At 65.4% G+C, this 25,361-nt stretch carries 24 protein-coding genes and 3 pseudogenes; 15 read left to right on the plus strand and 12 right to left on the minus strand.

Annotated features, from left to right (window positions below; genetic code table 11):
* The first annotated feature begins 107 nt into the window (after nt 1-107).
* Nucleotides 108-1,718, plus strand: coding sequence for an FAD-dependent monooxygenase (locus ABZV91_RS24255; RefSeq protein ID WP_355245868.1), 1,611 nt, complete (start codon nt 108-110; stop codon nt 1,716-1,718).
* Between the two features lie 467 nt (nt 1,719-2,185).
* Here ABZV91_RS24255 and ABZV91_RS24260 read toward each other — a convergent pair whose 3' ends face one another.
* On the minus strand, nt 2,186-2,422 hold the full coding sequence (locus ABZV91_RS24260) for a hypothetical protein (protein ID WP_355245871.1): 237 nt from the start codon (nt 2,420-2,422) through the stop codon (nt 2,186-2,188).
* Between the two features lie 206 nt (nt 2,423-2,628).
* Between ABZV91_RS24260 and ABZV91_RS24265 the strand changes: the two are divergent.
* From ABZV91_RS24265 to ABZV91_RS24280, 4 genes and pseudogenes are all read left to right on the plus strand, one after another.
* Nucleotides 2,629-2,793 (plus strand): annotated as a pseudogene (locus ABZV91_RS24265) (helix-turn-helix transcriptional regulator); the annotation flags it as partial.
* 78 nt (nt 2,794-2,871) lie between these two features.
* Nucleotides 2,872-3,831 carry a hypothetical protein gene (locus ABZV91_RS24270; protein ID WP_355245874.1) on the plus strand — a complete coding sequence of 320 codons (960 nt, stop codon included), beginning with the start codon at nt 2,872-2,874 and terminating at the stop codon, nt 3,829-3,831.
* Complete coding sequence (locus ABZV91_RS24275) at nt 3,828-4,412, plus strand: flavin reductase family protein (protein WP_355245877.1); 585 nt, start codon at nt 3,828-3,830, stop codon at nt 4,410-4,412. Before ABZV91_RS24270 ends, ABZV91_RS24275 begins: the two co-directional genes overlap by 4 nt.
* Nucleotides 4,413-4,613: 201 nt before the next feature.
* Nucleotides 4,614-5,216, plus strand: coding sequence for a 2'-5' RNA ligase family protein (locus ABZV91_RS24280; protein WP_355245880.1), 603 nt, complete (start codon nt 4,614-4,616; stop codon nt 5,214-5,216).
* Between the two features lie 36 nt (nt 5,217-5,252).
* Here ABZV91_RS24280 and ABZV91_RS24285 read toward each other — a convergent pair whose 3' ends face one another.
* A complete protein-coding gene (locus ABZV91_RS24285) occupies nt 5,253-5,912 on the minus strand; it encodes a class I SAM-dependent methyltransferase (protein WP_355245883.1) in 660 nt (219 codons plus the stop codon).
* 104 nt (nt 5,913-6,016) lie between these two features.
* On the opposite strand from ABZV91_RS24285, the gene ABZV91_RS24290 reads away from it, so the two are divergent.
* Entirely contained in the window at nt 6,017-7,210 is a 1,194-nt protein-coding gene (locus ABZV91_RS24290) for a hypothetical protein (protein ID WP_355245886.1), read from the plus strand.
* 43 nt (nt 7,211-7,253) lie between these two features.
* On the opposite strand, the gene ABZV91_RS24295 is transcribed toward ABZV91_RS24290, so the two are convergent.
* The 3 genes and pseudogenes from ABZV91_RS24295 to ABZV91_RS24305 form a co-directional block, all read right to left on the minus strand.
* The gene (locus ABZV91_RS24295) at nt 7,254-7,397 is read right to left on the minus strand and encodes a hypothetical protein (RefSeq protein WP_355245935.1); all 144 of its coding nucleotides are present in this window, start codon (nt 7,395-7,397) and stop codon (nt 7,254-7,256) included.
* A gap of 82 nt (nt 7,398-7,479) precedes the next feature.
* Nucleotides 7,480-7,950: pseudogene (locus ABZV91_RS24300) on the minus strand (MBL fold metallo-hydrolase); the annotation flags it as partial.
* A gap of 88 nt (nt 7,951-8,038) precedes the next feature.
* Nucleotides 8,039-8,419, minus strand: coding sequence for an inorganic diphosphatase (locus tag ABZV91_RS24305; RefSeq protein ID WP_355245888.1), 381 nt, complete (start codon nt 8,417-8,419; stop codon nt 8,039-8,041).
* A gap of 158 nt (nt 8,420-8,577) precedes the next feature.
* Between ABZV91_RS24305 and ABZV91_RS24310 the strand changes: the two genes are divergently transcribed.
* The 3 genes from ABZV91_RS24310 to ABZV91_RS24320 all read left to right on the plus strand — a co-directional run bounded on the left by ABZV91_RS24310 (nt 8,578) and on the right by ABZV91_RS24320 (nt 10,648).
* Entirely contained in the window at nt 8,578-9,519 is a 942-nt protein-coding gene (locus tag ABZV91_RS24310; protein ID WP_355245891.1) for a MerR family transcriptional regulator, read from the plus strand.
* A gap of 182 nt (nt 9,520-9,701) precedes the next feature.
* Entirely contained in the window at nt 9,702-10,457 is a 756-nt protein-coding gene (locus ABZV91_RS24315; RefSeq protein ID WP_355245894.1) for an alpha/beta fold hydrolase, read from the plus strand.
* Between the two features lie 62 nt (nt 10,458-10,519).
* On the plus strand, nt 10,520-10,648 hold the full coding sequence (locus ABZV91_RS24320; RefSeq protein ID WP_355245898.1) for a hypothetical protein: 129 nt from the start codon (nt 10,520-10,522) through the stop codon (nt 10,646-10,648).
* Nucleotides 10,649-10,746: 98 nt separating this feature from the next.
* On the opposite strand, the gene ABZV91_RS24325 is transcribed toward ABZV91_RS24320, so the two are convergent.
* Nucleotides 10,747-11,610 (minus strand): MaoC/PaaZ C-terminal domain-containing protein, encoded by an 864-nt coding sequence (locus tag ABZV91_RS24325; protein WP_355245901.1) that lies wholly within the window; start codon nt 11,608-11,610, stop codon nt 10,747-10,749.
* A gap of 21 nt (nt 11,611-11,631) precedes the next feature.
* Nucleotides 11,632-13,320: a 3-oxosteroid 1-dehydrogenase gene (gene kstD / locus ABZV91_RS24330; RefSeq protein WP_355245904.1), complete on the minus strand. Its 1,689-nt coding sequence runs from the start codon at nt 13,318-13,320 to the stop codon at nt 11,632-11,634.
* 103 nt (nt 13,321-13,423) lie between these two features.
* On the opposite strand from kstD, the pseudogene ABZV91_RS24335 reads away from it, so the two are divergent.
* A pseudogene (locus tag ABZV91_RS24335) lies at nt 13,424-15,045 on the plus strand (FAD-binding protein).
* A gap of 102 nt (nt 15,046-15,147) precedes the next feature.
* Here ABZV91_RS24335 and ABZV91_RS24340 read toward each other — a convergent pair.
* Nucleotides 15,148-15,723: a Uma2 family endonuclease gene (locus ABZV91_RS24340; RefSeq protein WP_355245907.1), complete on the minus strand. Its 576-nt coding sequence runs from the start codon at nt 15,721-15,723 to the stop codon at nt 15,148-15,150.
* A gap of 344 nt (nt 15,724-16,067) precedes the next feature.
* Here ABZV91_RS24340 and ABZV91_RS24345 point away from each other — a divergent pair, with 344 nt between their 5' ends.
* Together ABZV91_RS24345 and ABZV91_RS24350 are read left to right on the plus strand one after the other, a co-directional pair.
* On the plus strand, nt 16,068-18,824 hold the full coding sequence (locus ABZV91_RS24345) for a DEAD/DEAH box helicase family protein (protein ID WP_355245910.1): 2,757 nt from the start codon (nt 16,068-16,070) through the stop codon (nt 18,822-18,824).
* Entirely contained in the window at nt 18,821-20,089 is a 1,269-nt protein-coding gene (locus ABZV91_RS24350; protein ID WP_355245913.1) for a restriction endonuclease subunit S, read from the plus strand. The genes ABZV91_RS24345 and ABZV91_RS24350 overlap by 4 nt, the downstream gene beginning before the upstream one ends.
* Nucleotides 20,090-20,108: 19 nt before the next feature.
* Here ABZV91_RS24350 and ABZV91_RS24355 read toward each other — a convergent pair whose 3' ends face one another.
* From ABZV91_RS24355 to ABZV91_RS24370, 4 genes are all read right to left on the minus strand, one after another.
* The gene (locus tag ABZV91_RS24355; RefSeq protein WP_355245916.1) at nt 20,109-20,783 is read right to left on the minus strand and encodes a hypothetical protein; all 675 of its coding nucleotides are present in this window, start codon (nt 20,781-20,783) and stop codon (nt 20,109-20,111) included.
* A gap of 234 nt (nt 20,784-21,017) precedes the next feature.
* Entirely contained in the window at nt 21,018-21,572 is a 555-nt protein-coding gene (locus ABZV91_RS24360; protein ID WP_355245919.1) for a hypothetical protein, read from the minus strand.
* A gap of 149 nt (nt 21,573-21,721) precedes the next feature.
* A complete protein-coding gene (locus ABZV91_RS24365; RefSeq protein ID WP_355245922.1) occupies nt 21,722-21,925 on the minus strand; it encodes a DUF397 domain-containing protein in 204 nt (67 codons plus the stop codon).
* A gap of 2 nt (nt 21,926-21,927) precedes the next feature.
* A complete protein-coding gene (locus tag ABZV91_RS24370; protein WP_355245925.1) occupies nt 21,928-22,806 on the minus strand; it encodes a helix-turn-helix transcriptional regulator in 879 nt (292 codons plus the stop codon).
* Between the two features lie 32 nt (nt 22,807-22,838).
* Between ABZV91_RS24370 and ABZV91_RS24375 the strand changes: the two genes are divergently transcribed.
* From ABZV91_RS24375 to ABZV91_RS24385, 3 genes are all read left to right on the plus strand, one after another.
* The gene (locus ABZV91_RS24375; protein ID WP_355245928.1) at nt 22,839-23,126 is read left to right on the plus strand and encodes a hypothetical protein; all 288 of its coding nucleotides are present in this window, start codon (nt 22,839-22,841) and stop codon (nt 23,124-23,126) included.
* Between the two features lie 159 nt (nt 23,127-23,285).
* Nucleotides 23,286-23,615 carry a hypothetical protein gene (locus ABZV91_RS24380; protein WP_355245931.1) on the plus strand — a complete coding sequence of 110 codons (330 nt, stop codon included), beginning with the start codon at nt 23,286-23,288 and terminating at the stop codon, nt 23,613-23,615.
* Between the two features lie 167 nt (nt 23,616-23,782).
* A complete protein-coding gene (locus ABZV91_RS24385) occupies nt 23,783-25,273 on the plus strand; it encodes a class I SAM-dependent DNA methyltransferase (RefSeq protein ID WP_355245933.1) in 1,491 nt (496 codons plus the stop codon).
* Nucleotides 25,274-25,361: the final 88 nt, after the last annotated feature.

The raw sequence follows: 25,361 nt of genomic DNA on the forward strand, positions 1-25,361 counted from the left end.
CCGCCCCTTTCAAGATATAGCCGACCCGGGGGCTTGCGGCAAGGCCCGGGTGGTGCCCCATACTCGCTGGCCGAGCCCACAAGCGTGGGACAGAAAGGGTTTGCGAGGTGCGAGTGCAGTCGTCGGCGAAGGGACACGAGTGCGGAGCCGCGGAGCAGCGGCCGGAGGTGGAGGCCGAGGTCGTCATCGTGGGCGCGGGCCCGACCGGCCTGCTGCTGGCCGGCGAACTGAGTCTGGCGGGCGTGCGCCCGCTGCTCCTGGAGAAGTACCCGCAGCCCAGGACCACGCAGAAGGCCCAGGGGCTGGGTGGGCAGATCCTGCAACTGCTGCACTACCGCGGGTTGCTGGAGCGGGTCGAAGCGGCCGTGACCGCCCCCGAACCGCCGCCCCGCTACCCCTTCGGCGGTGTGCACGTCGATCTCACCGGCATGGTGGACCCGCCTTTGCGCGGGCTACCGCTGCCGCAGACACGGCTGGAGGAACTGCTCGCCGAGTGGGTGGGTGAACTCGGCGCGGATATCCGCCGCGGCCACGAGGTGGTCGGGGTACATCAGGACGACACCTCGGTGACGGCGGAGGTGTCCGGCCCCGACGGTCCGTACCGGATCACCGCGCGCTACCTGGTCGCCTGCGACGGCGGGCGCAGCCGGATCCGCGAGATGGCCGGTATCGCGTTCACCGGCACCACCTACCCCGAGGTGAACCGCGTGTGCCAGGTCACCGTGCCGGATTCGGTGACCCGTCTCGACAACGGCGATCTCGAAGGGCCGGGCCTCGGCCGGATCACCACCGGTTTCACCCGCACCGCACACGGTGCCTTCGGATACGGGTCGCCGACCCCGGACACGCTGATGTTCTCGACCACCGAGGACGAGTCCACCGATATCGCCGACGACGAGCCCATGACCCTCGCCGAATTCCGGGACAGCGTGCGCCGAGTGCTCGGCAAAGAGATTCCGATGGGTGAACCGCTGCGATTGGCGCGCTTCACCTTCAAGGACCGCCACGCCGAGACCTACCGCGCCGGCCGGATCCTGGTGGCGGGCGACGCCGCCCACCTGTTGCCCGCGACCGGGTCGGGACTCAACACCGGTCTGCTCGACGCGGTGAACCTCGGCTGGAAACTCGCCGCCGATATCCACGGCTGGGCCCCACCCGGACTGATCGACAGCTACCACACCGAACGCCATTACGCGGGAGCTCGGGCCCTGCGGCAGACCCGCGCCCAGGTGGCATTGCGGCGCGGGCTCGACCCGGCCGCGGACGCGCTGCGGGAGGTGGTCCAGGAACTGCTGGGTGACGAGCAGTCCGCCCGCCGGGTGGCCGGTTTCATCGCGGGTACCGATGTCCGCTACGACCTGCCCAACCCGAACAACCATCCGCTGACCGGTACGTTCGCCCCGGACCTCGCCTTGTCCGGCGAGACCAGTGTCGCCGACCTCCTGCGCTCCGCACGACCGGTCCTGCTGGATCTCGCCGACCGAGCCGAAATACGTGAGGTCGCCCGGGAGTGGCAGGACCGCGTCGCTATCCGGACAGCCACCACCGATGCTCGTCCGGCCGACGCGCTACTGATCCGCCCGGACGCCCACATCGCCTGGGCCGCGACTGTCGGCGAACCGGCCGATCTCGCGGCGGACGGGCTTCGTGCGGCGCTTACCGGCTGGTTCGGTGCGCCGAGTCGGTCGCCGGCCCTCGCCGCCGAGCCAGGAGCCTGATACAGGTAGGGGTCCGCAACCGCCTCGCAAGGTCGGCGGGTGCGGGCCGCGGTCGATCACCGCGACCCCCACCCATGGGCACGGCCCGGCATGCGGGCCGATTCGGCCCTGCACCAAGCGCACGATCTCCCGGCAGCCGCTGCCCGGGCAACCGACCGAGCGGATCATCCCGTTCGGCCGGTAGTCCACGCGCAGGACGATCCGCAACTGCCTGGTTGTGATGGGGCCCACATCCGCAACCAGGCGCGGAATCCACGACTCGCACGCCGATCCACGGGCAGAGACCCGAGACGTTGCGCTCGTGATCACCGATATGCCCGCCCACAACCGGTGCCCCCCTGAGGCAGAAGAGAGATTCCGGGCAACGCACCCAGAGGTCTGGCCGCGTGCTGCGTTTCCACTCCAGCAAGCCGGCCGTGATCCACGGGACCGCGTGATCGGCGCACTGCGGCCACACCGTGCCGCCTTCAGCGGACACGGCCGTGGGTCGCTCGATACCGGGCGATAATCCGATCGATATCGCGCTGCGGGTGGAACTCACCCGAGTACTCGGGTGCGCGCAGCCCGGCCGCGACTCGTTCCAGTAGCGCTCGATCGGTGCCGTGATCAGCGTGCCAGAGCGACCGAGCGATCGCGATGGCCTGATTGCTGATCGGGCCTCTCATCGGTAGGGCCGAGCCCGGATCGTTCGGCTGCTCTGTCATGGTCGCTCGCTCCTCGATCTTGCTCGTATACGCGTCTTTTCTGTTTCGAGGGAACTCGCTGCCTGGTCGATCCGGAAGGTAGCAAGTCGCCGAAAGCCGGCTTGCCATACAAGGCACTGGGCCAGAATGAGTCCATGAGCAGGAGGGGAATTCGATGAGCGGCCGCAGCTCCACACCCGTCGAGGGCCGCGGCTCTCGCCGATGAACTGGCTCGGGAGATAAAGAGGCTCAGAACAGAAGCGGGGATGAGTCAGCGAGTACTCGCGGGCAGGATCGGCTACTCCCGGCAATACGTCTCGATGGCGGAGTGGGAGGACGCCAATCTGCCGTCGCGTGAGTTGATAGCGGCAATCGACGCGATACTGAACGCAGGTGGACGTCTGATACTGCTTCGGCAGCGTGCCTCGAGCCTGCGAGCTCAGCGTCTACCGAGAGACCGGATGCCGTCCATGAGCGAAGGAGAAGAGCAAACGAACCGACGGAATGCGCTCCGTGCCATCGGAGTCGGCGCGGTCGCCGGCGCTGGATTGCAGGATGTGGTGCTGAACGCCGCACAGAGTTCATCGAGTCTCAATGGGTTGTTGAACCGCCCCGCGGTGGAAGCGACGACCGTCGAGAGTGCCGCCGGTGATCTGAGACGCGTGGCCACGGAGTATGTGCTGATGGCCGCGGCGTGTTCACTCCTGGGCTCCGTCTCGCACGATCTGGCCGAACCGAAAGCTGCGGTAATTCAGTCACGGATCGCGGTACGGTTCGCCGAGCTGGCCGGGCATCGGTCTCTGATCACGTGGGCGTACTGCACCTGGGCGATGGTTCATTCGTGGTGGGGGACGGCGAACGACGTACTCGAGGTGATCGAAAGGGTTGGTGACCCGTACGGGTTGTCCGCGGCTCGCCTGTCCGGATTGGCGGCGCGCGCTTACGCCGAGATGGGGGACAAGGACTCGGCGCACGAAGCGCTGACAAGAGCCTGTGATGAGCGTTCGAGGTCCTCGGACGGTGAAGCCTTGACGCAATTCGGGGCCACGTTCTCGTTCTCACTTGCTCGCCACCACTACTACAACTCTATGGTCCACGCGGATCTCGGAGACTGGTCGAGAGCGTTGATCGAAGCCGGTGAAACCATCGGTATGTATGCTCCGGCGAAAGCTGATACCTGGCCCGCTACGCTCACTCTGGCCGAGATCAACTCGGCTCGATCCCTGCTCCATCTGGAAGGCCCGGATGCCGCGCTCCAAAGCTTGTGGCGCGTGCTGGAGACTCCGCATGGTCAGCGGATCCCGCAAGTGATTGTCGGGATCGACCGAGTGTGGCACGACCTCCGTGCAGGGTGGTCTGGAGACGAATCAGGCAAGGCGTTGGACGACGCGATTCGAGAGTTCAAAACGGTGATCGGAGGTGTCGGATGATGGCCGAGAATGCATTCGCGACCAGAGCGCACCGGTTACTCGCCCCTCGGGTTGCATACCTGATCGGAACCTCGACCCATGACGGTAGGCCGAACCTGATCCCTGTCTCCAACGTGACATCGGTTTCGACAGACCCACAACATGTCGCAGTAGCCGTGTTCAAAGAGTGGGATACGTGCCGCGCAATGACGTCCTCCCCGGGCTTTGCTTTGAGCGTCCCGGTGTCGAACCAATTGGAGGCTGTCTGGAAGCTGGGCGCCAAATACTCGCGCTTTCCTTTCGGTTCGACCGAGGAGAAGCTGCGAGCGAGTGGGATCGATTGGAACCTCGAGATGTCGGGTTACGGGCCGGTTGTTTTATCCGGTATCGGTTGGATGAGTTGCCGGACTATCGCACGCATCGATTTGGCCGGTGACCACGTCACCTTCATCGGTGAGGTCGAAGCAGCCTGGTTCAATCCGGAGTTCCTACATCCGGATGGAACCCCTATTTCTGCTGTGCGTCCGGTCATGCAGCAGACCGGAAATCGATTCACTACGGCAGGACACGAAATGTGGACGATGGATTACTTCCGAAAGTAGATAGAGAAGCACCGGGAGTACGCCCGTAGACCCAACAGTTCCGGTGCGAGCGGGTCACCGAATGGGTTCGGCATCTCGCGGCTCGCGGGCGTCTGTACCCCGGGTTGGCGACGATCTGTGGCCTGATTGCGGCACGTCGGAGAACCGATGCCGAATCGGAAGAGATCCGGTGCAACAGGAGGAGTCGCCGTCCGCGGTCAGATGAGAAACCACTGGACAAAGCCGCTTGGAGTAGTTGGATATTACTGGTTTCTGACGTTCGACAACTCGGCACCGTTGCGCTCGGCGGCCGCCGATTGCCAGAGCCGACTTGCCTTTCCGCAGTATGATCCGGTGCCGCTGGACAGCCTGCATCTCACCGTCGACCGTATCGGTGGATCGGCTGAGCTGACTCCCGACCGACTTCGCGCGGTAAAGACCAGTGCCCGGCGCAGGCTTGGCGACGTGGCTCCGTTCGATTTGACCATCGGTGCGCTGAAGCGGGTGTCCACCGCGCTGATCTTCAATGTGACACCCGTCGGGAAGATCGGATTATTGCGGGCGAAGCTGGGGGCGGAGTACACCGTTGCGGTCTCCGAGCTGGATGCTCCACGGCCGCGGCATCCCCCGCACGTGACCGTTGCCTACGGCAATTCGGACGGGATCGCGCCTCCTGAAGTGGATGAAGCGGTGGCAACGGTCAACCGGAGTTCGCGAATGGTGAGGGTGGCTATCCCTGAGGTGTCGATGGTCTTGCTCCACCGCCGGCGGGTCGGGTACTCGTGGGACCTGATCGAGCGAATCCCACTCGGCAGACCGATCTAGCGTTCGAGCCGACCGGCATCTCCGCCGTGTCCCCGTTCAGACGCGGTCTATTGTCGCCAACCAGGCCGATGCGCCGTGCTCGTGGAATCGCGTTTCTATCCGGTCCGGTACGACGGCGGCGATACTCCAGCCGCTGGTGGGGGTGAAGGCCGCGTTCAGTTTCTCGAGGCTCACCGGGTGGGGGCCGAGGTCGGGGCCCTCGTCGCTGAAGCAGAGTAGGTACAGCGTGGCACCGGGCGCGGTCACCGAGGCCAGGCTCGCGACGTAGGGGTGGCGCTCCGCGGTATCGAAGGTGTGGAAGAGGCCGCAGTCCAGCACCGTGTCGAATCCGCGGTCGATTCCGCCCAGTTCGAGCGCATCGGCGACGACGAACTCGACCTCGATTCCTCGGTCGGCCGCCTTTTCCCGGGCTGCCGCCAGAGCCGTTTCCGCCACATCGAACCCGAGTACCGGCAGCCCTGCCTCGGCGATCTGCAGTGCGTTCTCGCCGGTCCCGCAGCCTGCGTCGAGTACCGATCCGGTGAAACCGCCCTCGGCGGCCAGGCGCACCACCGCCGGTTGTGGGCGGCCGGTATCCCATGGGGCCGGCCCGTCTACATATGAGGTGTCCCACGGTAGTCCGGTACTGCGTTCGTGGCTGGTGGGTCGTCTGCCGCCGAACGGATCACCGGTGCGGTCTCCCTGTTGTCCGGGCAATGCCGTCACCTCCCTGGGGCCTGGTCACCACATGGTGGCACGTCCGGGGGCGAATACCGAGGATCGCGCGGCACCTGTCGGACCCCTGCTGTTCAATGCGTGGCGTGGACACTGTGGACTTCGCGCGGGTCGTAGCGGAATTCGGTGCCGGCTCCGCGCTGCTCGTCGAACCGGGGACCTCCGCCGCCGCGCACGTCCCCGCACAGTGGGCTCCGATCGCCGGTGCCCGCGATCCGCGCGTCCGGAGCGCTGCGGCGGTGGCGCTGTGGAATCTGGACATGTTCGAGCTGGTGCCCCGGTTCGGTGCCGTGCTGGCCGAATGCCTCGAGGATGTGCGCGTCTGTCTGCTGCGTGGCGACTGGGTGTTGCTGTACGCGCTGCGTAAACCATTCCAGCCGCACGAGTTCCGTATCGGCTGGGATCCGGCGACCTTCGGCGCCGATGTGCCGCCCTACTGGGATGCGCTGCCGGAACCGCTGCGGGTTTTCCTCGGTATGGTCCATGCCGGATTCACCGACCTCGACGGCGTCTCCTTCGGTCCGGCCCGGCCCCGGGACATGCAGACCTACGACGAGCTCGGTCTGTCCGGATCGGTGCGGAACTGGGATACCGACGAACGGATCCCGGGTGACCGGGCGATGTTGATCGCCAAGGGTCTGGGCGATACCAATTACTTCGCCTCCCCGGATCTGCCCGGTGACACGGTCGGCTGGGAATACGGCGGCGATATGGAACGGCCCATGGACTTCGGCCGCACTTTCGACGATCTGATGGGCGAGGGTTTCGAGCTGGAACGCGACCTTCCACCCGAGCCTGCCACGCCTGTCACTCCGGATGAACTGCGGCAGCGGGTCGCCGCGCTGTCGACCGTGCGAGCGGCACGAGCGGTCGTGTGGAGCCGCGAACTCACCGAGGACACCGCCCGCGCCCGCATCCGCGAAATCCTCGCGGAACTGCTCGACGCACTCGGCGGCGAGCTCGACGCCCGACCCCAGGACGGCCCGGGTGGGGAGACACTCCTGCCGTGCGATGACGACGCCGGAAACATCTACCAGGTCGATCGGCTCGAAACCCGCTATTTCCTCGAGCCACCGCCACCGGACCGGCCACAGGCCTACTTGCCGTTGATCCTGCGGATTTGGGAACAACTGGGCTGGCAGGTCACCACCTCCACCGGGATCGACGGTATCTCCGGCGAAGCCCGGACTCCGGACCGGTACGAGCTCACGCTTTCCTGTCGCGACGACGACACGCTACGTCTGGCCCTGGCGTCGCCGGGTTTCCAGCGGCTCTTCTGAAGAAGGCACGGGGGCGTGGCCGGTACGGATGGTCCGGCCGCGATCAGCGCACCGACCGCCCGGCCCGCCAGGCGCGCAGCGGTGCGGCGGTCACCACCTCGCCGTGGCCGACGCAGACGGTATCGACATCGAACCGGGCCAGCCGGTCCGCCGCCGCGTCGACGGCGGCGCTGTCGAGGTTGAACACTCCCGGCATGGTGACCCCCCCGCACGTTCGCCAGTGTGTCACCGGTGAAGAGCAATCGATAGCGCGGGAGATGCAACGCGATACTGCCGGCCGTATGGCCCGGAACCTCGACTACCTCCGCGCCGCCACCGAAATCGAGGACATCGCCGGCGCGCAGTTCGCGGTGGACCGGAGCCGGACGGGGCCGCGGGCCCGGTGGGAGAGCCTCGGCGATAGGACGTTCCCAGTCACGCAGCACCGGAGACGGTTGCGGTCGCCGGCCGCGCACGATATCGGCATCGGCGTGGTGGGCCCATATCTCGGCGCCACGGGCAGCGAGATCGGCCGCGGACCCGATGTGATCGTCGTGGGCGTGGGTGAGCACCACCCGCCGCACGGCCTCTGGCGCGAACCCGAGCGCACCGAGTCCCTTGTCGATCTCGGTGAGGGAACCGGGCAGTCCGGCGTCGATCAGGGTGATCGTTCCGCCGTCGTCCCACACGTAGACATTCAGGTCGTTGGTGTCGGCGAATCGCAGTGCTGTCAGCCGGGGTGATACGGGCACGATCTCCACGAGCGCGAACCTACCGGCGCCGCCACCGCGCGCGCCGCTTTCTCTGCTCCGAGCAGCGACGGGCGCTCGGTCCGCACCCGTTGCGGGTTCACCGTCGCACGATCACGTACTCACCGTGGTTCTCCTGGAACTCGACCGCGGCCACGATGGCCGCGTCCTCGAGATCCGGGCTTCCCGGCGGGACGACCACCAGTTTGTCGTCATCGTCGTACAGCCGGTGGACGATCGCGATACAGCTGCCTCGTGCGGTGGCCAGCGGCTCGTCCGGACCGAGATAGTAGGCGTCCAGTTCCTGACCGTCCGGCGCGAGCGTGCCGGGGACGTAGCCGTAGTTCACCGGGTAGCGGAATCCGCAGCGCGGGTGCAGGCTTCCGTACGGTCGGTCGAAGGTGAGATCGACGGTCCGGCCGAGGAAGGGGCGGGCCAGGGCGAGCGATACCGAATCATGTTCCGGGCTCCGATCTGTCACCGGATCACACTACCGAGCCGGAGGACACCGCCTCGCTACTCGGCGGTGGTGACCATCGGCAGCTGATCGGGCGATCGCGGCGGTGTGCGCACGTCTGCGTTGTCGCGTTCGGGAATTGTCTTGTGTCTCCCCCCGGGGGAGACAGCAGGCTGGTGCCCATGGACGACGAGACGCTCTACACGATCGGGGCCCTGGCCGAACGGACCGGACTCTCGGTGAAAACCATCCGGTTCTACGCCGATCGGGAAATCGTCCCGCCGACCGCCCACAGCCCGGCCGGTTACCGGCTCTACGACACCCACGCGCTGGCACGCTTGGAGCTGGTCCGCACTTTGCGCGCGCTCGATATCGACCTCGCGACAGTGCGGGCGATCCTGGCCCACGAGACCTCCCTGCGTGAGGTGGCGGCCGCGCACGCGGACGCCCTCGAGGTCCAGATCCGCACGCTGCGACTCCGGCGTGCGGTGGTGCGAGCGGTGGCCGACCGGGATTCGAATCCGCAGGAGATGGAACTGATGCACGAACTGGTCAACCTGTCCGCAGCCGAACGACACCGCCTGGTCCACGATTTCGTGGACGGAACCTTCGGCACGGTCGACGCGAACCCCGCTGTCGTGGCGTTGCTGCGCTCGACCATGCCGGACCTACCGGCCGAGCCCACCACCGAACAGGTCACGGCATGGATGGACCTGGTGGCACTGGTGCGGGACGAGAACTTTCGCGCCGCGGTGCGCCGGATGGCCGAATACCAGGCGAAGGAACGAGCCGCGGGTGACGACACCGGACTGCACCACGAGCTGACGGAGTCTGTGCGCGAGGAGGTGACCGGGGCGTTGGAAGCGGGTATCGACCCGGGCTCGGCCGCGGCGCTCCCGATAGTCGATCGGCTGGCCGGGCGGTATGCCGAGACCTTCGGCAGGCCGGACGACGGCGCATTCCGCGGCTGGATCCTGGAAAGGCTGGAGGTGGCCGACGATCCCCGGGTCGCCCGGTACTGGCAGTTGGTGTCCACGGTCAACGACTGGCCGTCACCGCCGGATCTGGCCCCGGTGTTTGCCTGGTTCGCTTGTGCGCTTCGCGAATCCGTGCGGCAGGGCTGAGCGAATTGCCCGGGCCGGGAGGTAATTGTGCCGCGAGATGATATTCGGCCGGCCGCTCCGGCGATCCCGTCGCGCCTCCCGAAACCTGCGCGACTACCGCACTAGCATCCTGGCGTCGGTCGACGCTGTGCGCGGTCCGGGATGCCGGCGCAGCGGCCATTCAGCCTCCGGGAAGCAGGTTCATGAAAACTGTGCGCGCTGTCCTCGTCCGATTCGCTGTCGTATCGCTGGGTTGCGTGGTGGCGGCGCTGCCGCTCGGCTTCGCCCGCGCCGAGCCCGCGCCGGGGAATCCTGTTCTGGTCATCGGTGGTTTCGACGCAGACCGCGGCATCCTCGAGAATTTGCGCGCGGAACTGGCCGACCGCGGTTACCGGGCCTACTCCATGGTGCTGCCCGCGGCTGCCGCCGGGTCTTCGGGGACCGAGGGGATCGCGGATTCGGCGGCTGTGGTGGCCGACAAGGTCGCCGATATCCGGCGGACCACCGGTGCCCGGCGAGTGGATCTGGTCGGGCACTCCATGGGCGGGCTGGCGCAGCGGCATTATGTGAAATTCCTCGGCGGAAGCGATTCGGTGGGAACCTATCTCGACTTCGGCACCCCGAACTACGGCGAGCCGCTCGGGTTTCTCTGCGCGCCCATCTTTCCCGGCTGCCGTGATATCGCCCCGGCTTCGGAGTTCCTCCAGCAACTGAACACACCACCGGCGTTGCCGCCCGGACTTCCCGCATACCACCTGTATTCGGAGAACGAGGGGCCCGAACGCCTGCACCTGCCCGGGGCCGTCAACGCGAGCGTCCAGCAGTTCTGTTCCGGCCGCCATGTCACGCACCGCGACGAACCCCAGGACGGGGCGTTCCAGGACTTGATCGACTCGGCACTGCGCGGCGGGCCGCTCTCCACGGATTGCCCCAGGAAGTTCTTCCTCAGTTCGCGGTAGCCTGCCGTGCCGCGGGTCGGCTCCCGGGTGGTGTATCCGTCCCGGTGCCTGAGTAGTACCGGGTGCGGCGGCGTATCAGTGGTAGACCTGTCCTCGACGCGGGGATCCGCCCTTACTCGGTGTGCCTGATCGGATGTGTGCTGGTCGCCGCCGCGGTCCCGCTGATCCTCCTGGATCGGGCGCGGCGCTGAGCCGCGGGTCGACAGCCCGCCGCCACCGGACACCCACTGTGCCCGGCAGACCCCCCGTAGGATCCGCCGGGCACAGTGAGGTCGCTCTTCGATCGGAGTCAGTCGGCGTAGGTGAGGACCACATCTCCCAGCACCGGGGCGCCGTCGCGTTCGACGGCGGTGGCGCTGATGATCAGTTGTCCCGGTTCCCGCCAGATCCGCGAGCGCAGGGTTTCCCCGGGGAAGAGCACTCCGGCGAACCGCGCCTTGAACCCGGTCACCCGGTCGGCGACCGAGTCCAGCACCGTATCGGTGGCGGTTTTGCAGACGATCCCGTAGGTGCACAGACCGTGCAGGATCGGCGCCGGGAAACCCGCACCCTTCGCGAATTCCGGGTCGGAGTGCAGCGGGTTGCGGTCGCCGCAGAGGCGGTAGAGCAGGGCCTGCTGCGGCAGGGTCGCGGTGGTGACGTCGAAATCCGGTTCGCGATCGGGGAGTTCGGCCTTGCTGCTCGGGCCGCGCTCACCGCCGAATCCGCCTTCGCCGCGGGCGAAGATGGAGGAGCGTTCGGTCCACAGCGCTTCGCCGTCGGAACCGGTGACGGTGAACTCCTGGACGATCACCGCGTTGGATCCCTTGTCCCACAGTTCGCTGATCCGGCCGGTGCGGGTGGCTTTACCCGTGGCGGGCAGCGGCCGGTGCACCTGCACCTCCTGCGAGCCGTGCACCACCTTGGCCAGGTCGATATCGACGCCGGGGAACTTCACCTTCGGCGGGTCGGTATCGCGCAGGGTGTGGGCGACGGTGGCGAAGGTGGGCAGCACCTGCGGTTCCCGGTCGTCGAGGTAGCGCAGTTCGGCCGGATCGGTCCAGCGGTGACCGGCGCCGATGCCCAGGTGATAGAGCTGGACATCGGAGGCGGTCCAGGAGAATTCCTTGCTCGGGAGTTCGGCGCCGAGCGCGACGTTCGGATCGATGGGCATACAGATTCTCCTCGGATCGGCTCAGGCCGCGGACTTCTTGCGGTCGATGATGTCGTGGACCGCGAGGTAGCCGAAGGCGATCGCCGGTCCGATGGTGGCGCCGGGGCCCGCGTAGGTGTGGCCCATCACCGGGGTGGATACGTTGCCGGAGGCGTACAGGCCCTCGATCGGGGTGCCGTCCTCGCGCAGCACCCGCGCGGCGGTATCCGCGACCAGGCCGCCCTTGGTACCGAGATCGCCGGGCACCATCTTGGCCGCGTAGAACGGTCCCTGGATCAGCGCCGCGAGGCACGGGTTCGGTTTGACGGTCGGATCGCCGTAGTAGCGGTCGTACTGGCTGTCGCCGCGGCCGTAGTCCTCGTCCTTACCGGTTTCGGCGAACGTGTTGAAGCGTTCCACCGTGGCCGCGAGTTTGTCGGCGGGGACGCCGATCTTCTCGGCCAGTTCCCCAAGGGTCGCCGCCTTGACGATGAGGTCGTTCTCCATCCAGCGCGACGGGAACTTCAGGCCCGGCTGCAGGCTGGCGAACATATAGCGATTGCGGTAGCGCTGGTCGAAGACCAGCCAGGTCGGGATGTTCTCGCCGGGGCCCTCACCCTGCCCGTACTCACCGCCGTACATGGTGTGCACGGCCTCGACATAGGGCGCGGACTCGTTGCCGAACCGCTCACCCTTCGGGTTGATCATGATCGAACCCGGCAGATTGCGCTCGGACAGCGCGAACCAGGGCTTACCACCCTTGAAGATGGTCGGACCCCACCAGGCGTCCTCCATGAAGCCGATCGCGGCGCCCGCGTCCATGCCCGCGACGATGCCATCACCGGTGTTGGTGGCGGCACCGGTTGTCCACTCAGTGGTGATCGGCTCGCGCTGGTACTTGGCGCGCATCTCGGCGTTGTGCTCGAACCCGCCGCTGCCGAGCACCACGCCGTGGCGTGCGGTGAAGGTGACCGTTTCGCCCTTGTGAGTGGCTTCGACGCCGGTGACCTTGCCGTTCTCGACGACAAGTTTGGTCATGGGAGTGTCGAGCAGCAGGGGCACGTTCGCGTCCATGAGGCCCTTGCGCATCCCCGCGATGACCGCCTGGCCCATCACCATCAGATGTTTGTTCGTGAACTTGGCCCAGTAGGTGCGCGCCCCGACGCGCAGGGCGCGCAGCATGCCCTTCGGGTGGCGGCGGATCAGGTTCAGCCGGACGAAATCGGCCTGGGTGACCGCCACGTTCAGCGGCGCCTTGGAATAGGGCGGATGGATATTGAACCGCTCGTCGCCGAGGATCTTGGCGTTGAACGGCTTGGGCTCGCAGGACCGCCCACCGGCGCGGCCGCCGGGAGCCTCGGGGTAGTAGTCGGAATAGCCCTTGACCCAGGTCATCTTCAGCGGCGAGTGCGCGAGAACGAAATCCATGGCTTCGGCGCCGCGGTCGATATAGGTATCGATCCGCTCGGCGGGGACCACGTCGCCGATGATGCTGTGCAGATACCTGCGCGCTTCCTCGCGGTCGTCGGGACCGCCCGATTCGCGCAGGGCCTTGTTGCCGGGGATCCATACCCCGCCGCCCGAGCGTGCGGTAGATCCGCCATAGTACGGCGCCTTCTCCAGGATCACCACACTCAGCCCGTTGTGCGCGGCGGTGAGGGCGGCGGTCATCCCGGCGGCGCCGCTGCCGACCACCACCACATCGCATTCCCGATCGTTCATGTAGAACACGTTATAGAATGATGGCGCTGTTGGTCTATGTTGTCTGGCAGAAGACTTGTTCTGCAGCGTAAACAGCAGGGAAACTCGTTTCAGTTTGTGGTGGAGTTGGTAGATGGCGCACGAATGGGACCTGGCCGCGGACGTGGTGGTCGTGGGATACGGCGCGGCGACGGCCTTGCAGGCCACCGAGGACGGTGCGCAGGTACTCGTGCTGGACCGCTTCACCGGAGGGGGCGCGACCGCGCTCTCCGGCGGCATCATCTACGCCGGTGGGGGCACCTGGGTGCAGCGCGCGGGTGGTGTCGAGGACACCCCGGAACTCATGCTGGCCTACCTCGAACGCGAGGTCGGTGACGCGGTCTCCCCGGCGACACTGCGGCGTTTCGTCGACGACAGTCCCGCCATGATCGACTGGCTCACCGGGCACGGGGTGCCGTTCGAGGCATCGCTGTGCCCGTACAAGACCTCTTACCCGAACAACGACTACTACCTCTACTACTCCGGCAGCGAGATCTCCGGCGCGTTCGCCGATATCACCCCCGCTCAGCGCGGCCACCGGGTCAAAGGCTGGGGCACCTCCGGCAAGAAGCTGTTCGCGCCGCTGGCCCGGTCGGCGGAGCAGCGCGGCGTGCGGGTGGAAACACTGACCACCGCTACCGCCCTGGTCACCGATGACACCGGCGCGGTCGTCGGAGTCGAATGCCGGAGCCTGCGCGATGCGCCCGGGCGCGTCAAGGCTCGTTACGCGCGGCTGGCCGCGATCGCCGCCAAACCCGGTATCTACTACCCGCCGCTGCGCCGGGCACTGGAGAAACGACTGGCCCGGCTGGACCGCAGGTACGCGACCACGCTCCGAGTGCTGGCCCGGCGCGGCGTGGTGCTGACCGCGGGCGGTTTCATCGCCAACCGCGAGATGCTGCACGCCCACGCGCCCGCCTACAAGAACGGGCTGGCCCTCGGCAGTTCCGGCGACGACGGCAGCGGGATCGAACTGGGCCGCAGCGTAGGCGCCGCGACCGACCGAATGGGCAATGTCTCGGCCTGGCGATTCCTGCTGCCACCGAGTTCGTTCGCCGGCGCGATGCTGGTCGACGGAAAGGGACAGCGGGTCATCGACGAGACCCGCTACGGCGCGGCCGTCGGCGACGCCCTGATCAACCGGCACGACGGTATCGGCTGGCTGCTCGCCGACGACGCGCTCATGCGTACCGCCATCTCCCAGATCGGACCACAGGCCGCCTGGTTCCAGCGGATGCAGTTCGAGGTGATGCGCCGGAAGGCCAAACGCGGAAAAACCCTCGACGAGGTCGCCGCCGCCGCGGGTGTCGATCCGGCGGGGTTACGGGACACCGTCGCCGCGCACAACAGCGCCTACGCGACCGGCGCCCCCGACCCGGTGGGCAAACCGGCCGAATACGTGCGCCCGGTGGGCGCCGGCCCGTACTGGATGCTGAACGTCTCGATCGAACCGAGCCTGACCAACCCCTGCCCGATGTTCACCGTCGGCGGGCTGGCGGTCGACGAGGAGACCGGGGCGGTCCGCGATACCCACGGCGGCGAGATCCCGGGCCTTTACGCGGCGGGCCGGACGGCCGCGGGTATCTGTGTGAACCCTACGTCAGCGGGCTTTCGCTGTCGGACTGCATTTTCTCCGGCCGGCGGGCGGGGCGGAGCGCGGCGGGTGAGGTGCCGGTAGCGGAAGGCGACAGTGGGAAAGGTGTCCGCGCGAGTTAGCGCAGGTCCCGGCACCATGCTCGGTGGTCACAAATACGAGGGCGAGCCGGGCGATATTTCACGGCTGCCCTGTGCCCGGAGCGTTGAGAACCCCGGCACCGGTCAGGGCAGCAAAGTCGCAGGGTCGAGCGTGATGTCGAACGGGGCCTTCAGCGTCACCACATCGCCCGCCGACGCGCGGTTGGTGAGTTCGTAGCTCTCGGCAGACCCCAGAGAGTGCGCGAAGAGGACCGGCAGATCCTCGGCGGGTAGACGGCCCCGGAAGGAATTGATCTCGAATCGCCAGTAGTGGGGTATTCCGGCGGCGGCATAGAGCACCGGTTTCGTCATCCGGTCGGCCAAGGTGGTGGAGCCGGAGACCACTTCGACCGCGAGCCGCACCTGCTCCACCGGCACCCCGCGGCCATCCCAGGGAATCGGTCCGGTGGCCACGATGAGGTCCGGGATCGGCTCGTCATCGCCGATCAGCACTCCCACACCTTCGAGCACCACCCAGTCCGGGGGTACCGCATCGTCGAGTGCTCTGCCGAGCCGACGGATCAGCCACTGGTGGCGGGGTTTGGGAGCAGCGTTCACGACGAGTTGGCCATTCAACACCTCATATCGCAATCCGTCTGCCGGCATACGGTCGAGATCCGCCGCAGTCCACCGGTCCAGTCCCGGAGCGGGCATTGCCATCGGACCACCTCCAGCCTGATCGAGACCGCATTCACCGCAGTGTTGTCATGATTCTAACCTGCGGATTCGTCCGGAAGAGGAGATGAGCTCCGCGTGACTGTCCGCCTGTCCGACCGGCCGCACCGACCGGGTGGGGCCGGCGATCGAGCCGGTCCATCCGACCCGAGCCGACATCCCGCGCTTCCGCCGTGACCACAAGCAGGCGGGCAGCCCCTGGGTGAACGTTTCGATCGGACCAAGCCTGACCAATCCGTGCAGTCGGCGGCCTGATGGTCGACGAGCCGAAAGGTGCGGTGCGCGGATCGCGCCGTGAAAGTGGTTGTCCTCCGATATCTTCGATTGATATGAGCAACAGACCTGCGGACCAGCGTCTTGCCGCAGAGCAGCGGGCCAGAGTGCTGATCGACTCCCAACTCGCCGCTGCCGGTTGGGTGGTGCAGGACAAGCGTGAGCTGAACCTGTTCGCCGCGCAGGGGGTCGTGGTGCGTGAGGTGACGATGGCACCGGGACACGGCCGCGCCGACTACCTGCTCTACGTCGACAAAAAGGTAGTCGGCGTGATCGAGGCCAAACCGATGGGCACCCCACTTTCGGGCGTGGAGTGGCAGTCGTCGATGTACGCGGAAGGGCTGCCCGCCGATGTTCGGTTGAAGGCGTTGACGGTCGACGGTCGCCTGCCGTTCGTATTCGAGGCGAGCGGCACCGAACTGAAGTTCACCAACGGATTCGACCCGGAACCCCGTTCCCGCAGGCTCTTCCATTTCCCGAAAGCGGCGACCCTGGCGCGGATTCTCCGCGATGCCGAGCTGAACCCCCAGGCCCCCACCTGGCGCGCGAAGATCCGCTCGCTGCCCGAACTGGATACCGCACGGCTGCGTCCGGCGCAGATCGATGCGATCCGTGGGGTCGAGAAGAGCCTGCGCGAACAGGAACACGACCGCAGCCTGGTGCAGATGGCGACCGGCGCGGGCAAAACCTATACCGCGGTCACCCAGTCCTACCGGCTACTGAAGTACGCCGGATTCTCGCGCATCCTCTTCCTGGTCGACCGCAACAACCTGGCGGATCAGACCCTCGCGGAGTTCCAGAACTACCGCACGCCCGACGACGGCCGTCGGTTCACCGAGATCTACAACGTCGACAAGCTCACCAAGGCCGGGTTGCTCGGGTCGTCCAATGTGGTGATCTCGACGATCCAACGCGTGTTCAAATCGCTGCAAGGTGAAGAGGTCGCCGATACCGACGATCCGGACCTGGACGCCTACGTTCCCGATGTGCCGGTCAGTGTCGCCTATAACCCGGAGTTGCCGCCGGAGACGTTCGACCTGGTCATCGTAGATGAAGCGCACCGCTCGATCTACGGTGTCTGGCAGGACGTGCTGCGGTACTTCGACGCACATATCGTCGGCTTGACGGCGACTCCCGGTAAACAGACCTTCGGCTTCTTCGGCCGCAACATGGTGTCGGAGTACACCTATCCGCAGTCGGTCGCCGACTGCGTGAATGTCGACTTCGAGATCTACCGGATTCGCACCGAGATCAGTGCGAACGGTTCGCTGATCGAGGCCGGTACCGTGGTACCGAAGGTCGATCGTCGGACCCGGGCCGAACGGCTCGAAATGCTGGATGACGACGTGCAGTACACCTCCGGTCAACTAGACCGCGCGGTGACCAGCACCTCGCAGATCCGGACCGTCCTGGAGACGTTCCGCGACAGATTGTTCACCGAGATATTCCCGGGCCGGACCACCGTGCCGAAAACGCTGATCTTCGCCAAGGACGACGCGCACGCGGAGGAAATCGTCACCACCGTGCGGGCCGTCTTCGGGAAAGGAAACGATTTCGCCGCGAAGATCACCTACAGTGCCCGGGACGCGAAAGGGCATCTCAAGGCATTCCGTACCAGCCCCACCCTGCGTATCGCCGTCACGGTGGACATGATCGCCACCGGCACCGACGTCAAACCGCTGGAGTGCGTCTTCTTCATGCGTGATGTGCGTTCGGCCCAGTACTTCGAGCAGATGAAGGGCCGTGGCGCCCGGACCATCTCACCCGCCGACTACCAGTCGGTGACGCCGGATGCCGAGAAGAAGACCCAATTCGTGATCGTGGACGCCATCGGCGTCACCGAGCACGACTTCGTCGATCCGCCGCTGAACCGCGAACGCAAGGCTTCGCTGAAGAAACTCCTGGACAAAGCCGCCGCACTGAACCTCACCGAGGACGAGACCGCCACCCTCGCCGCTCGCCTGGCGAAACTCGAAATCGACCTCACCGATCCCGAACGTGTCGAACTCGACCAGGTCGCCGGCACACCGGTGCGCGATATCGTCCGCGGCCTCGTAGACGCCGTGAACCCTGACGTTCAAGCCGAAGCGGTGAAGAACGGCACGACGGTATCCGATCTCCTGGACCGTGCGATCGAGCCGATCGCCGCCAACCCCGAACTGCGCAATCGCATTCTCGAGCTCCGGCGCACGCACGATCGCATCATCGATCAGGTCAGCCAGGATGTTCTACTCGACGCGCACGGTGTGGTCGATACGTCCCGGGCTCGCTCGGTGGTCGAGTCCTGGAGTGCATACCTGGAGGAACACCGCGACGAGATCACCGCGATCCAGCTTCTCTCCGAAGCCCGGGATCGCCGCGCGAGCTTCCGCGATATCCAGGAACTCGCCGAGCGCATCGCCCGCCCACCGCACAACTGGACACCGGACATCATCTGGAACGCTTACTCCGCTCTCGAAGTGCACGTGGGCGGTTCGGTGCTGAACAACCACCGCACGCTGACGGATCTGGTGTCGCTGGTCCGGTACACCGTCGGTGTGGACGATGAACTGGTCCCTTACGCTGATCGGGTCCGGCAGCGGTACGCCGGATGGCTCGCCCAGCAGGAGCAGGCGGGAGTCGTATTCAGCGAAACGGAAAGGTGGTGGCTCGACCGCATGGTCTCGGTCATCGCGGCGTCGGCGGGGATAGGACCCGAAGACCTGGACGATTCCCCCTTCACCGAACGCGGCGGTACGGACGGTGCCCTCCGCGACCTCGGTGACCGTACCGCCGACCTCATCGACGAACTGAATACGGAGTTGACTGCGTGAGCTGGCCGACAACTTCGCTTGGAGAGATTGCGCTGAGCGTCCGGAATGGAATCTTCGCCAAGCGTCCGACCGACGAGGCGAGCGACTCCAGTTCACACATACTGCGAATCTCGGCCGTCCGGGCGGGGCGAGTCAATCTGGACGATTCACGTTTCGTTGAGGGACTCACGCCCGAGCAAATCGAAAAGTTCTCGATTGCGCCCGGTGACCTGCTGATAACCCGGTACAACGGCAGCCGCGCACTGGTTGGTACTGCCGGGGTCGTGCCAGCACATGCTCAGTATGTGATTCACCCTGACAAACTGATTCGGGTCGTCCTGGACGACCGCCGCGCCGACCCACGCTTCGTTAACTATCAATTGCAGTCCCCGGCTGTTCGCAGGCATCTAGAACCACGGATACGCACAACCGCTGGCCAGTCCGGAGTCGCGGGTGCTGATGTGCGATCTATCCCGCTGGTTCTTCCCGGACTCGACGAACAACGTCGCATTGTCGAAATCCTCGAAGACCACCTCTCCCGCCTCGATGCTGCTGATAGAAATCTTCGGCTTGCGCTTGCACGTAGCGAAGCGCTCCTCACTGCCGGGCTCTGGAATCTAACACATGGTCTGAGTAACGCGGAGCGGGTCGAACTGCAGGGAATTGCGGAAGTCCGTCTCGGCCGTCAGCGATCACCCAAAAACCACAGTGGCGACCGAATGCGTCCTTATCTACGTGCCGCGAATGTCGACTGGGACAGTCTGCGACTGGACGATGTCAAGGAGATGCATTTTACCGAGACCGAGGAGCAGACCTATCGCCTTATTTCCGGAGATATCCTGCTGACCGAAGCGTCGGGCAGTGCCGCCGAGGTCGGGAAGTCTGCGCTTTATTCCGGAATACCCGCAGATGTCTGTTTCCAGAATACTTTGCTCCGTGTCCGGTGCCACTCGGCGGACCCGGAGTTCGTTCAGAAATTTTTGCTAGCGGAGGCGCGAGCTGGCCGGTTTATGCCGGCCGCGCGCGGTGTCGGTATAAACCACCTCGGTCGGGCACGCCTCGCGTCGATTCAAATCGAGATTCCTTCCCCGGATGTACAGTTGTCAATCGTAAGTTCATGCCGTGAGTTGATCGAGGCCGTCCACGTACTCAAGGGAGAAATCGAAAGTCAACTTAAACGGTCACAGGGGCTCCGTCGCTCGCTCCTGGCCGCAGCCTTCTCTGGCCGACTGACCGAAGATGCCGCGAACCCAACTTTGCTGGAAGCGGATCTGGTACCTGCCTGATTGGCATAGTAGGCCCGAGTCAACGGTCCCGCTCCAACCCGCGCTCCCTGGTAGGTCCGTCGCGGCTACTGCGAGTCGGCCGTGGAGGTTCCCGGAATGGCGACATCACTCCCGGAGTGGGCCGAGAGACGGCGAGTATGTCCGCTGCTTCCCGTGCGGTCATCGGCGGAGTCTCGCCACGTGCGATGGCTTCCTGGTTCCGGCGGGCGCTCCCCTTCAGGCGTTCGAGGGCTTCGCGCTGCTTCTGCCGGGCCAGTTCGACGGCTTCTCGCTCTCGGCGTGCGCGTTGCTGCTGCTCCACCGCACGCCGAGCCGATTCCCGGGTGCGTTCCTTCTCCTGTGCCTTTTCGTATCGCTCTCGTGCTCGCTGCTGGCTACGCAGTTTGGAAGAGTCGACCAGCTCCAGTTGGTCGCGAGTGCGCTCGAGTTCTCGCCCAAGCCGCAATGCCTTGACTGCTTGCTGCTGGGTGATCTCCTCGATATGAAAGCGCCCGGGAAAGTCCTGGGCCAGGGCATCGAGCTCGCGACGGGTTGCCGGATCGGCTGCCCCTTGTACGAGCACCCAGGTACCACGAGCATTCGGGTCCTGCCGGAGGGCTTCGCGGTCTTTGGCGAGCTGCGCCATAGTGAGATCGCCGCCGACGTTCTCGCCCCATTTGTATTCGGTGAAGTCGCGGCCGCCGAGTTCGTTCACGGACCGGGCGGTGTCGTGGACTCGTGTGAGTCCTGGTCGCAACTTCAAGGGCTGCTCATGGCGCCAACCGTGGTCGCGTGTTTCGCCGCGTAGCTCCGCCATTCCTCGATGGAACCAACGTCCACGTTCGTTCGAATCCCGAGCCCGCTTGGACGCTTCTCGCTGTTCTCTACGAGCCTGCTCGATACCTCGTCGGCGAAGCTCGTCATCACTGACCATCCCCCCGGACCCCTGTCAGCCGAGGCCGTGGTTCCGCTCCAGTTCGAGCTGTTCGTGGGGTAGGCCATGCGCCTTCGCGTATTCAACTGTGCGCGAGTACCACTCCAGGGTCACGCAGATGAACCCATCTGTTTCGGCGGCATCGAACAACAGGTTGACCGGGTAGTCGATGTCAGTGGTCCAGTCGTAACAAATCGCCGGACCGAATTCGTGAAGTACCTTCGCCTCGGGATCATTGACCCATCGGCCGTCGCAGTGTCGAACGAAGTAATCACCGATGTAGCAGATGAATTGGTTCACGAGTTCGGCATTGTCCGACTCCGTCAGGGCATCGTCATCGGGGAAGAAGTAGCGGAACGCTTCGCTGAGCCAATTGCCCGCCATCTCATTGCTGTACCGGTCCACGCCCTGAGGCATGGGGCCCAAAGCTTTACCGGAGTGAGTCCTCCAGTCCGTGGGCACTGCCGGGAGGGTGTCGGTGAACAGATGGTCTATTGCCTCGGCGATTCGCTGCGGGCGTGACCACTCCACCCACGCTGAGTGCTGCTGGGCGGCTTCATCGAAATCCACTGGTCGATCCTTCCCCTTGCCGCTGATCGAACTTGGTTATCGCAGCGTACCCAGACCCCAGTTCCCTGTGCGCTCTCCGCCATCCTCAAGCCAAGTGGAAGAGAGCCCCCGACCTCTCGCCAGATGAAGTCGGGGTTCTCTGCATCTGGTCAGAGGTGATCGAACTCGCCGTCTTTGGCGCCGGCCAGGAAGGTGTCCCACTCGCCGGGGGTGAAGATCAGGGCCGGGCCGGTGGGGTTCTTGGAGTCCCGCACACCGACATGGCCGTTATCCAGGTGGGCAGCTTCGACGCATTCGCTCCCCCCATGGCTACGGCTGCTCTTGAACCATGCGGCCCGAGAAAGGTCGGTCATTTCTACTCCTTCAAGATCCGCAGCATCAGGTCCCTGGATGCCGACACCGACAACGCTACATGCCGGATGCGCTCAGCTTCACGGGAGAACTTGGTGACCTCTATGTCGCGCTCTACATAGAGGTAGCCGGTGAATCCCTCCATGAAGGCCACGGGAGGCTCCTGGAGCTTGGAAGTGGGCAGCGGAGGAAAGCTGAACAGGTGAAACGAACGGGATACCAAGCCGACAGGTCGAGTCTCGCTGTTGGGAACGAGCCGTATCTCAACACCCGGCGCATCGGAACGTTCCAGCAGATGCTTCACTTGCTCGGCCATCACGGTCGAGTTGCCGACGTTGTAACGAAGGACCGCCTCGGAGAGCAGGGCTTCGAATCGGAATTCTGAACGTTCCAAAAGGTCTTGGCGTCGTGCGGCAAAGTCCAGTGTCCGGTTGACCTCCTCCGGCGATTGATCTGGGTTGGTGGCCCAGGTGATCGCCTGCCGGTAGTCGCGTGTCTGGAGCAGACCTGGAACCACTGTGGTCTGCCAGGTGGTCACCCAGTTCGCAGCTTCTTCCAACGCGAGGTAATGATCGAACCCGGCGGCGATGGCATCGGCGTAAGCCCTCCACCATCCCCCACCCGAAGCGCTTGCCTCTCGAATCTCCCGGGCGAGGTCGAGCAGGAGCTTCCGCTCTTCGTCCGTGGCGTTGTAGGCATTCGCCAGCGCATTGAGTCCGAGATCGGTGACTTTCGTCTGTCGGCCGTCTTCGATCCGTCCGTAGGACTGCGGCGATACCTCGGCCACCCGGGATGCAGCGGACTGCGTGAGACCAGCTCTTTCACGGAGTTTCCGCAGCTGCCGGCCCAGAGCACGGCGCGGAAGCGTGGATCCGTTTGCCATGTAGTTACCTTTGTTAATCGGATGCTTGCAATATGGAAGCCTCCATGTGGAAGCCGAGTCCCGGAAAACGCAATGTTGCAATGGTTGTGCAGGAATTCCAGAACTTCCCCTCGTTTTTACTGCTGTACGGCTTCTCAATTCCGCTGCCGCAGAGTTCTACTGAGGGGGCACCCGGTGCAGGCCACTCCCAGAGCCACCTGGGAGACACCAGTTCGACGCCAGGAGTTGCCGAAGACTGGTGGTCAATTCGATTGGGTAAAGGGCGCACCGACACCATAACCCCTCAGCGGACCCTGCGCCGGGTGCATACCAGAAATTGATCCAGGAGCGGGGAATCATGTGTGCGACAGGGCTGCCGACCAGAGTTCGCGGTGAGACCGATATTCCGGATGGGGCCGTATGGGCGGTACCGACGCTCGTTCATTTGGAGCATCTAGTGAAGGTGATGCGGCGGTGGGCGGAGGTAGCCGAGGAGCGCCGTGTCTGACCGGGGCCCGCTGCCGTCGGCGGTCGCCCTGATCCGGCTGAACCTCCCGATTATCCCTATCGATCTGCACGAACTCGCCGACAGACACGGATACCGGCTGGTGTACACGGTCAGGACGGATACGGTCGCCCGGCTCGCCATACACGCGCTGGCCCGGCATGCGGCCGAGGCCGGAGCCGAAGCGGTCGTGGTGCCGAACTTCGAGCACGCCGACGACCTCCGCCACCTCATCACCGAGAACGCCGCGCTCATCACGCCGGTCCAGCTCTACCCGCGCGGGTATCGATGGCCCGGCGCGGATCCCGAACGGGGGAGAACTTGATGTGTGACGACCTGGTGCTGGTACTGCTGGTGGCCGGCCTGGTCGGTCTCACGATCGCGTTGTGCCGACCACTGAAGGACCCGTAGGCGATACCTTTCGCGGCGGAGGCCACCGAATACAGCGGTACCGGGATTCGGGGTCGGTGGCTCGTGCGAGACTTTCCGATCGTGACCGACTCGCGCCGCCTCGTAGACAAACTGTGGTCCTACTGCCACGTCCTCCGGGACGACGGCGTGGGGGTTATCGAGTACACCGAACAGCTCACCTACCTGCTGTTCCTGAAGATGGCGCACGAGCGGGAGACGCGCCGGCTCAACCCCCAGCGCATTGTTCCCGCGGAGTACTCGTGGCAGAAGTTGCTCGACGCGGAAGGCACTGACCTCGAGGTCGAGTACACGAAGATCCTGGTCGGACTGGGAGGGCAGTCCGGCACCCTCGGCACGATCTTCCGGAAAGCGCAGAACCGTATCCAGGACCCGGCCAAGCTGAAGCGGCTCATCGTGGACCTCATCGACAAGGAGAACTGGTCGGCGTCCGGTACCGATCTCAAAGGTGACGCGTATGAGGAGCTGCTTTCCAAGGGCGCTTCCGATAAAGGGTCGGGTGCCGGGCAGTACTTCACCCCACGGGAGTTGATCACGGGCATTGTCGACGTGATCGACCCGAAGCCCGGTGACACCGTTGTGGACCCGGCCTGCGGGACCGGCGGCTTCTTGCTGGTAGCGCATGAGCACGCCGCGCGGGGCGCCGAAAACCTCACTCCCGCCCAGCGGGCCCATCTGCGCGACGACTACGCCACCGGCTTCGAGCTGGTCGACGGTACGGCCCGCCTCGCGGCGATGAATCTGTTGCTGCACGGCATCGGCACCCCGAACGGCGATTCGCTCATCGAGGTCCGGGATGCGCTCACCGCCGATCCCGGGCAGCGGTGGAGCGTCGTTCTCTCCAACCCGCCGTTCGGGCGGAAATCGTCACTCACGATGGTCGGCGCGGACGGGCGTGAGGTGCGTGAGGACCGGGAGATCGAACGCACCGACTTCGTCGTCACCACCAGTAACAAGCAGCTCAACTTCCTGCAGCACATCATGACGATCCTCGATATGAACGGTCGCGCGGCGGTGGTACTGCCCGACAATGTGCTCTTCGAGGGCGGGGCCGGCGAAACCCTGCGGCGCAAGCTCCTGGACGACTTCGATCTGCACACTCTTCTCCGGCTGCCCACCGGCATCTTCTACGCCCAGGGCGTGAAGGCCAATGTGCTGTTCTTCGACAAGAAGCCCGCGTCGGAGCAGACCTGGACGAGCAAGCTGTGGGTGTACGACCTGCGGACCAACCAGCACTTCACCCTCAAGCAGAACCCGTTGCGCCGTCGCCACCTGGACGAGTTCGTCGCCGCCTACCTGTCCGGCGGCGACCGTGCCGAACGGGTCGAGTCCGAGCGCTGGAAGTCGTATACCTACGACGAGCTCATCGCCCGGGACAAGACCAACCTCGACATCACATTTTTGCGGGACGAGTCGCTCGAAGATACCGATAACCTGCCCGCGCCCGAGATCATCGCCCGCGAGATCGTCGAAGATCTGACCGCCGCGCTGGCGGAGTTCGAAGCGGTGGCGGCAGCGTTGGAGCAGGCCGCGGCGCCCAGGGCGTCGGACTAAAAGATCAGTTCAGAATGAGCTTCCGGAGGCATATGACCGAGCAGGCCAGGCTCAGTAGTGCTTGGTGGATGTCGGCGCGCCGTTCGTA

Origin of the sequence: Nocardia sp. NPDC004568 (assembly GCF_040609955.1) — a bacterium.
GTDB lineage: Bacteria > Actinomycetota > Actinomycetes > Mycobacteriales > Mycobacteriaceae > Nocardia.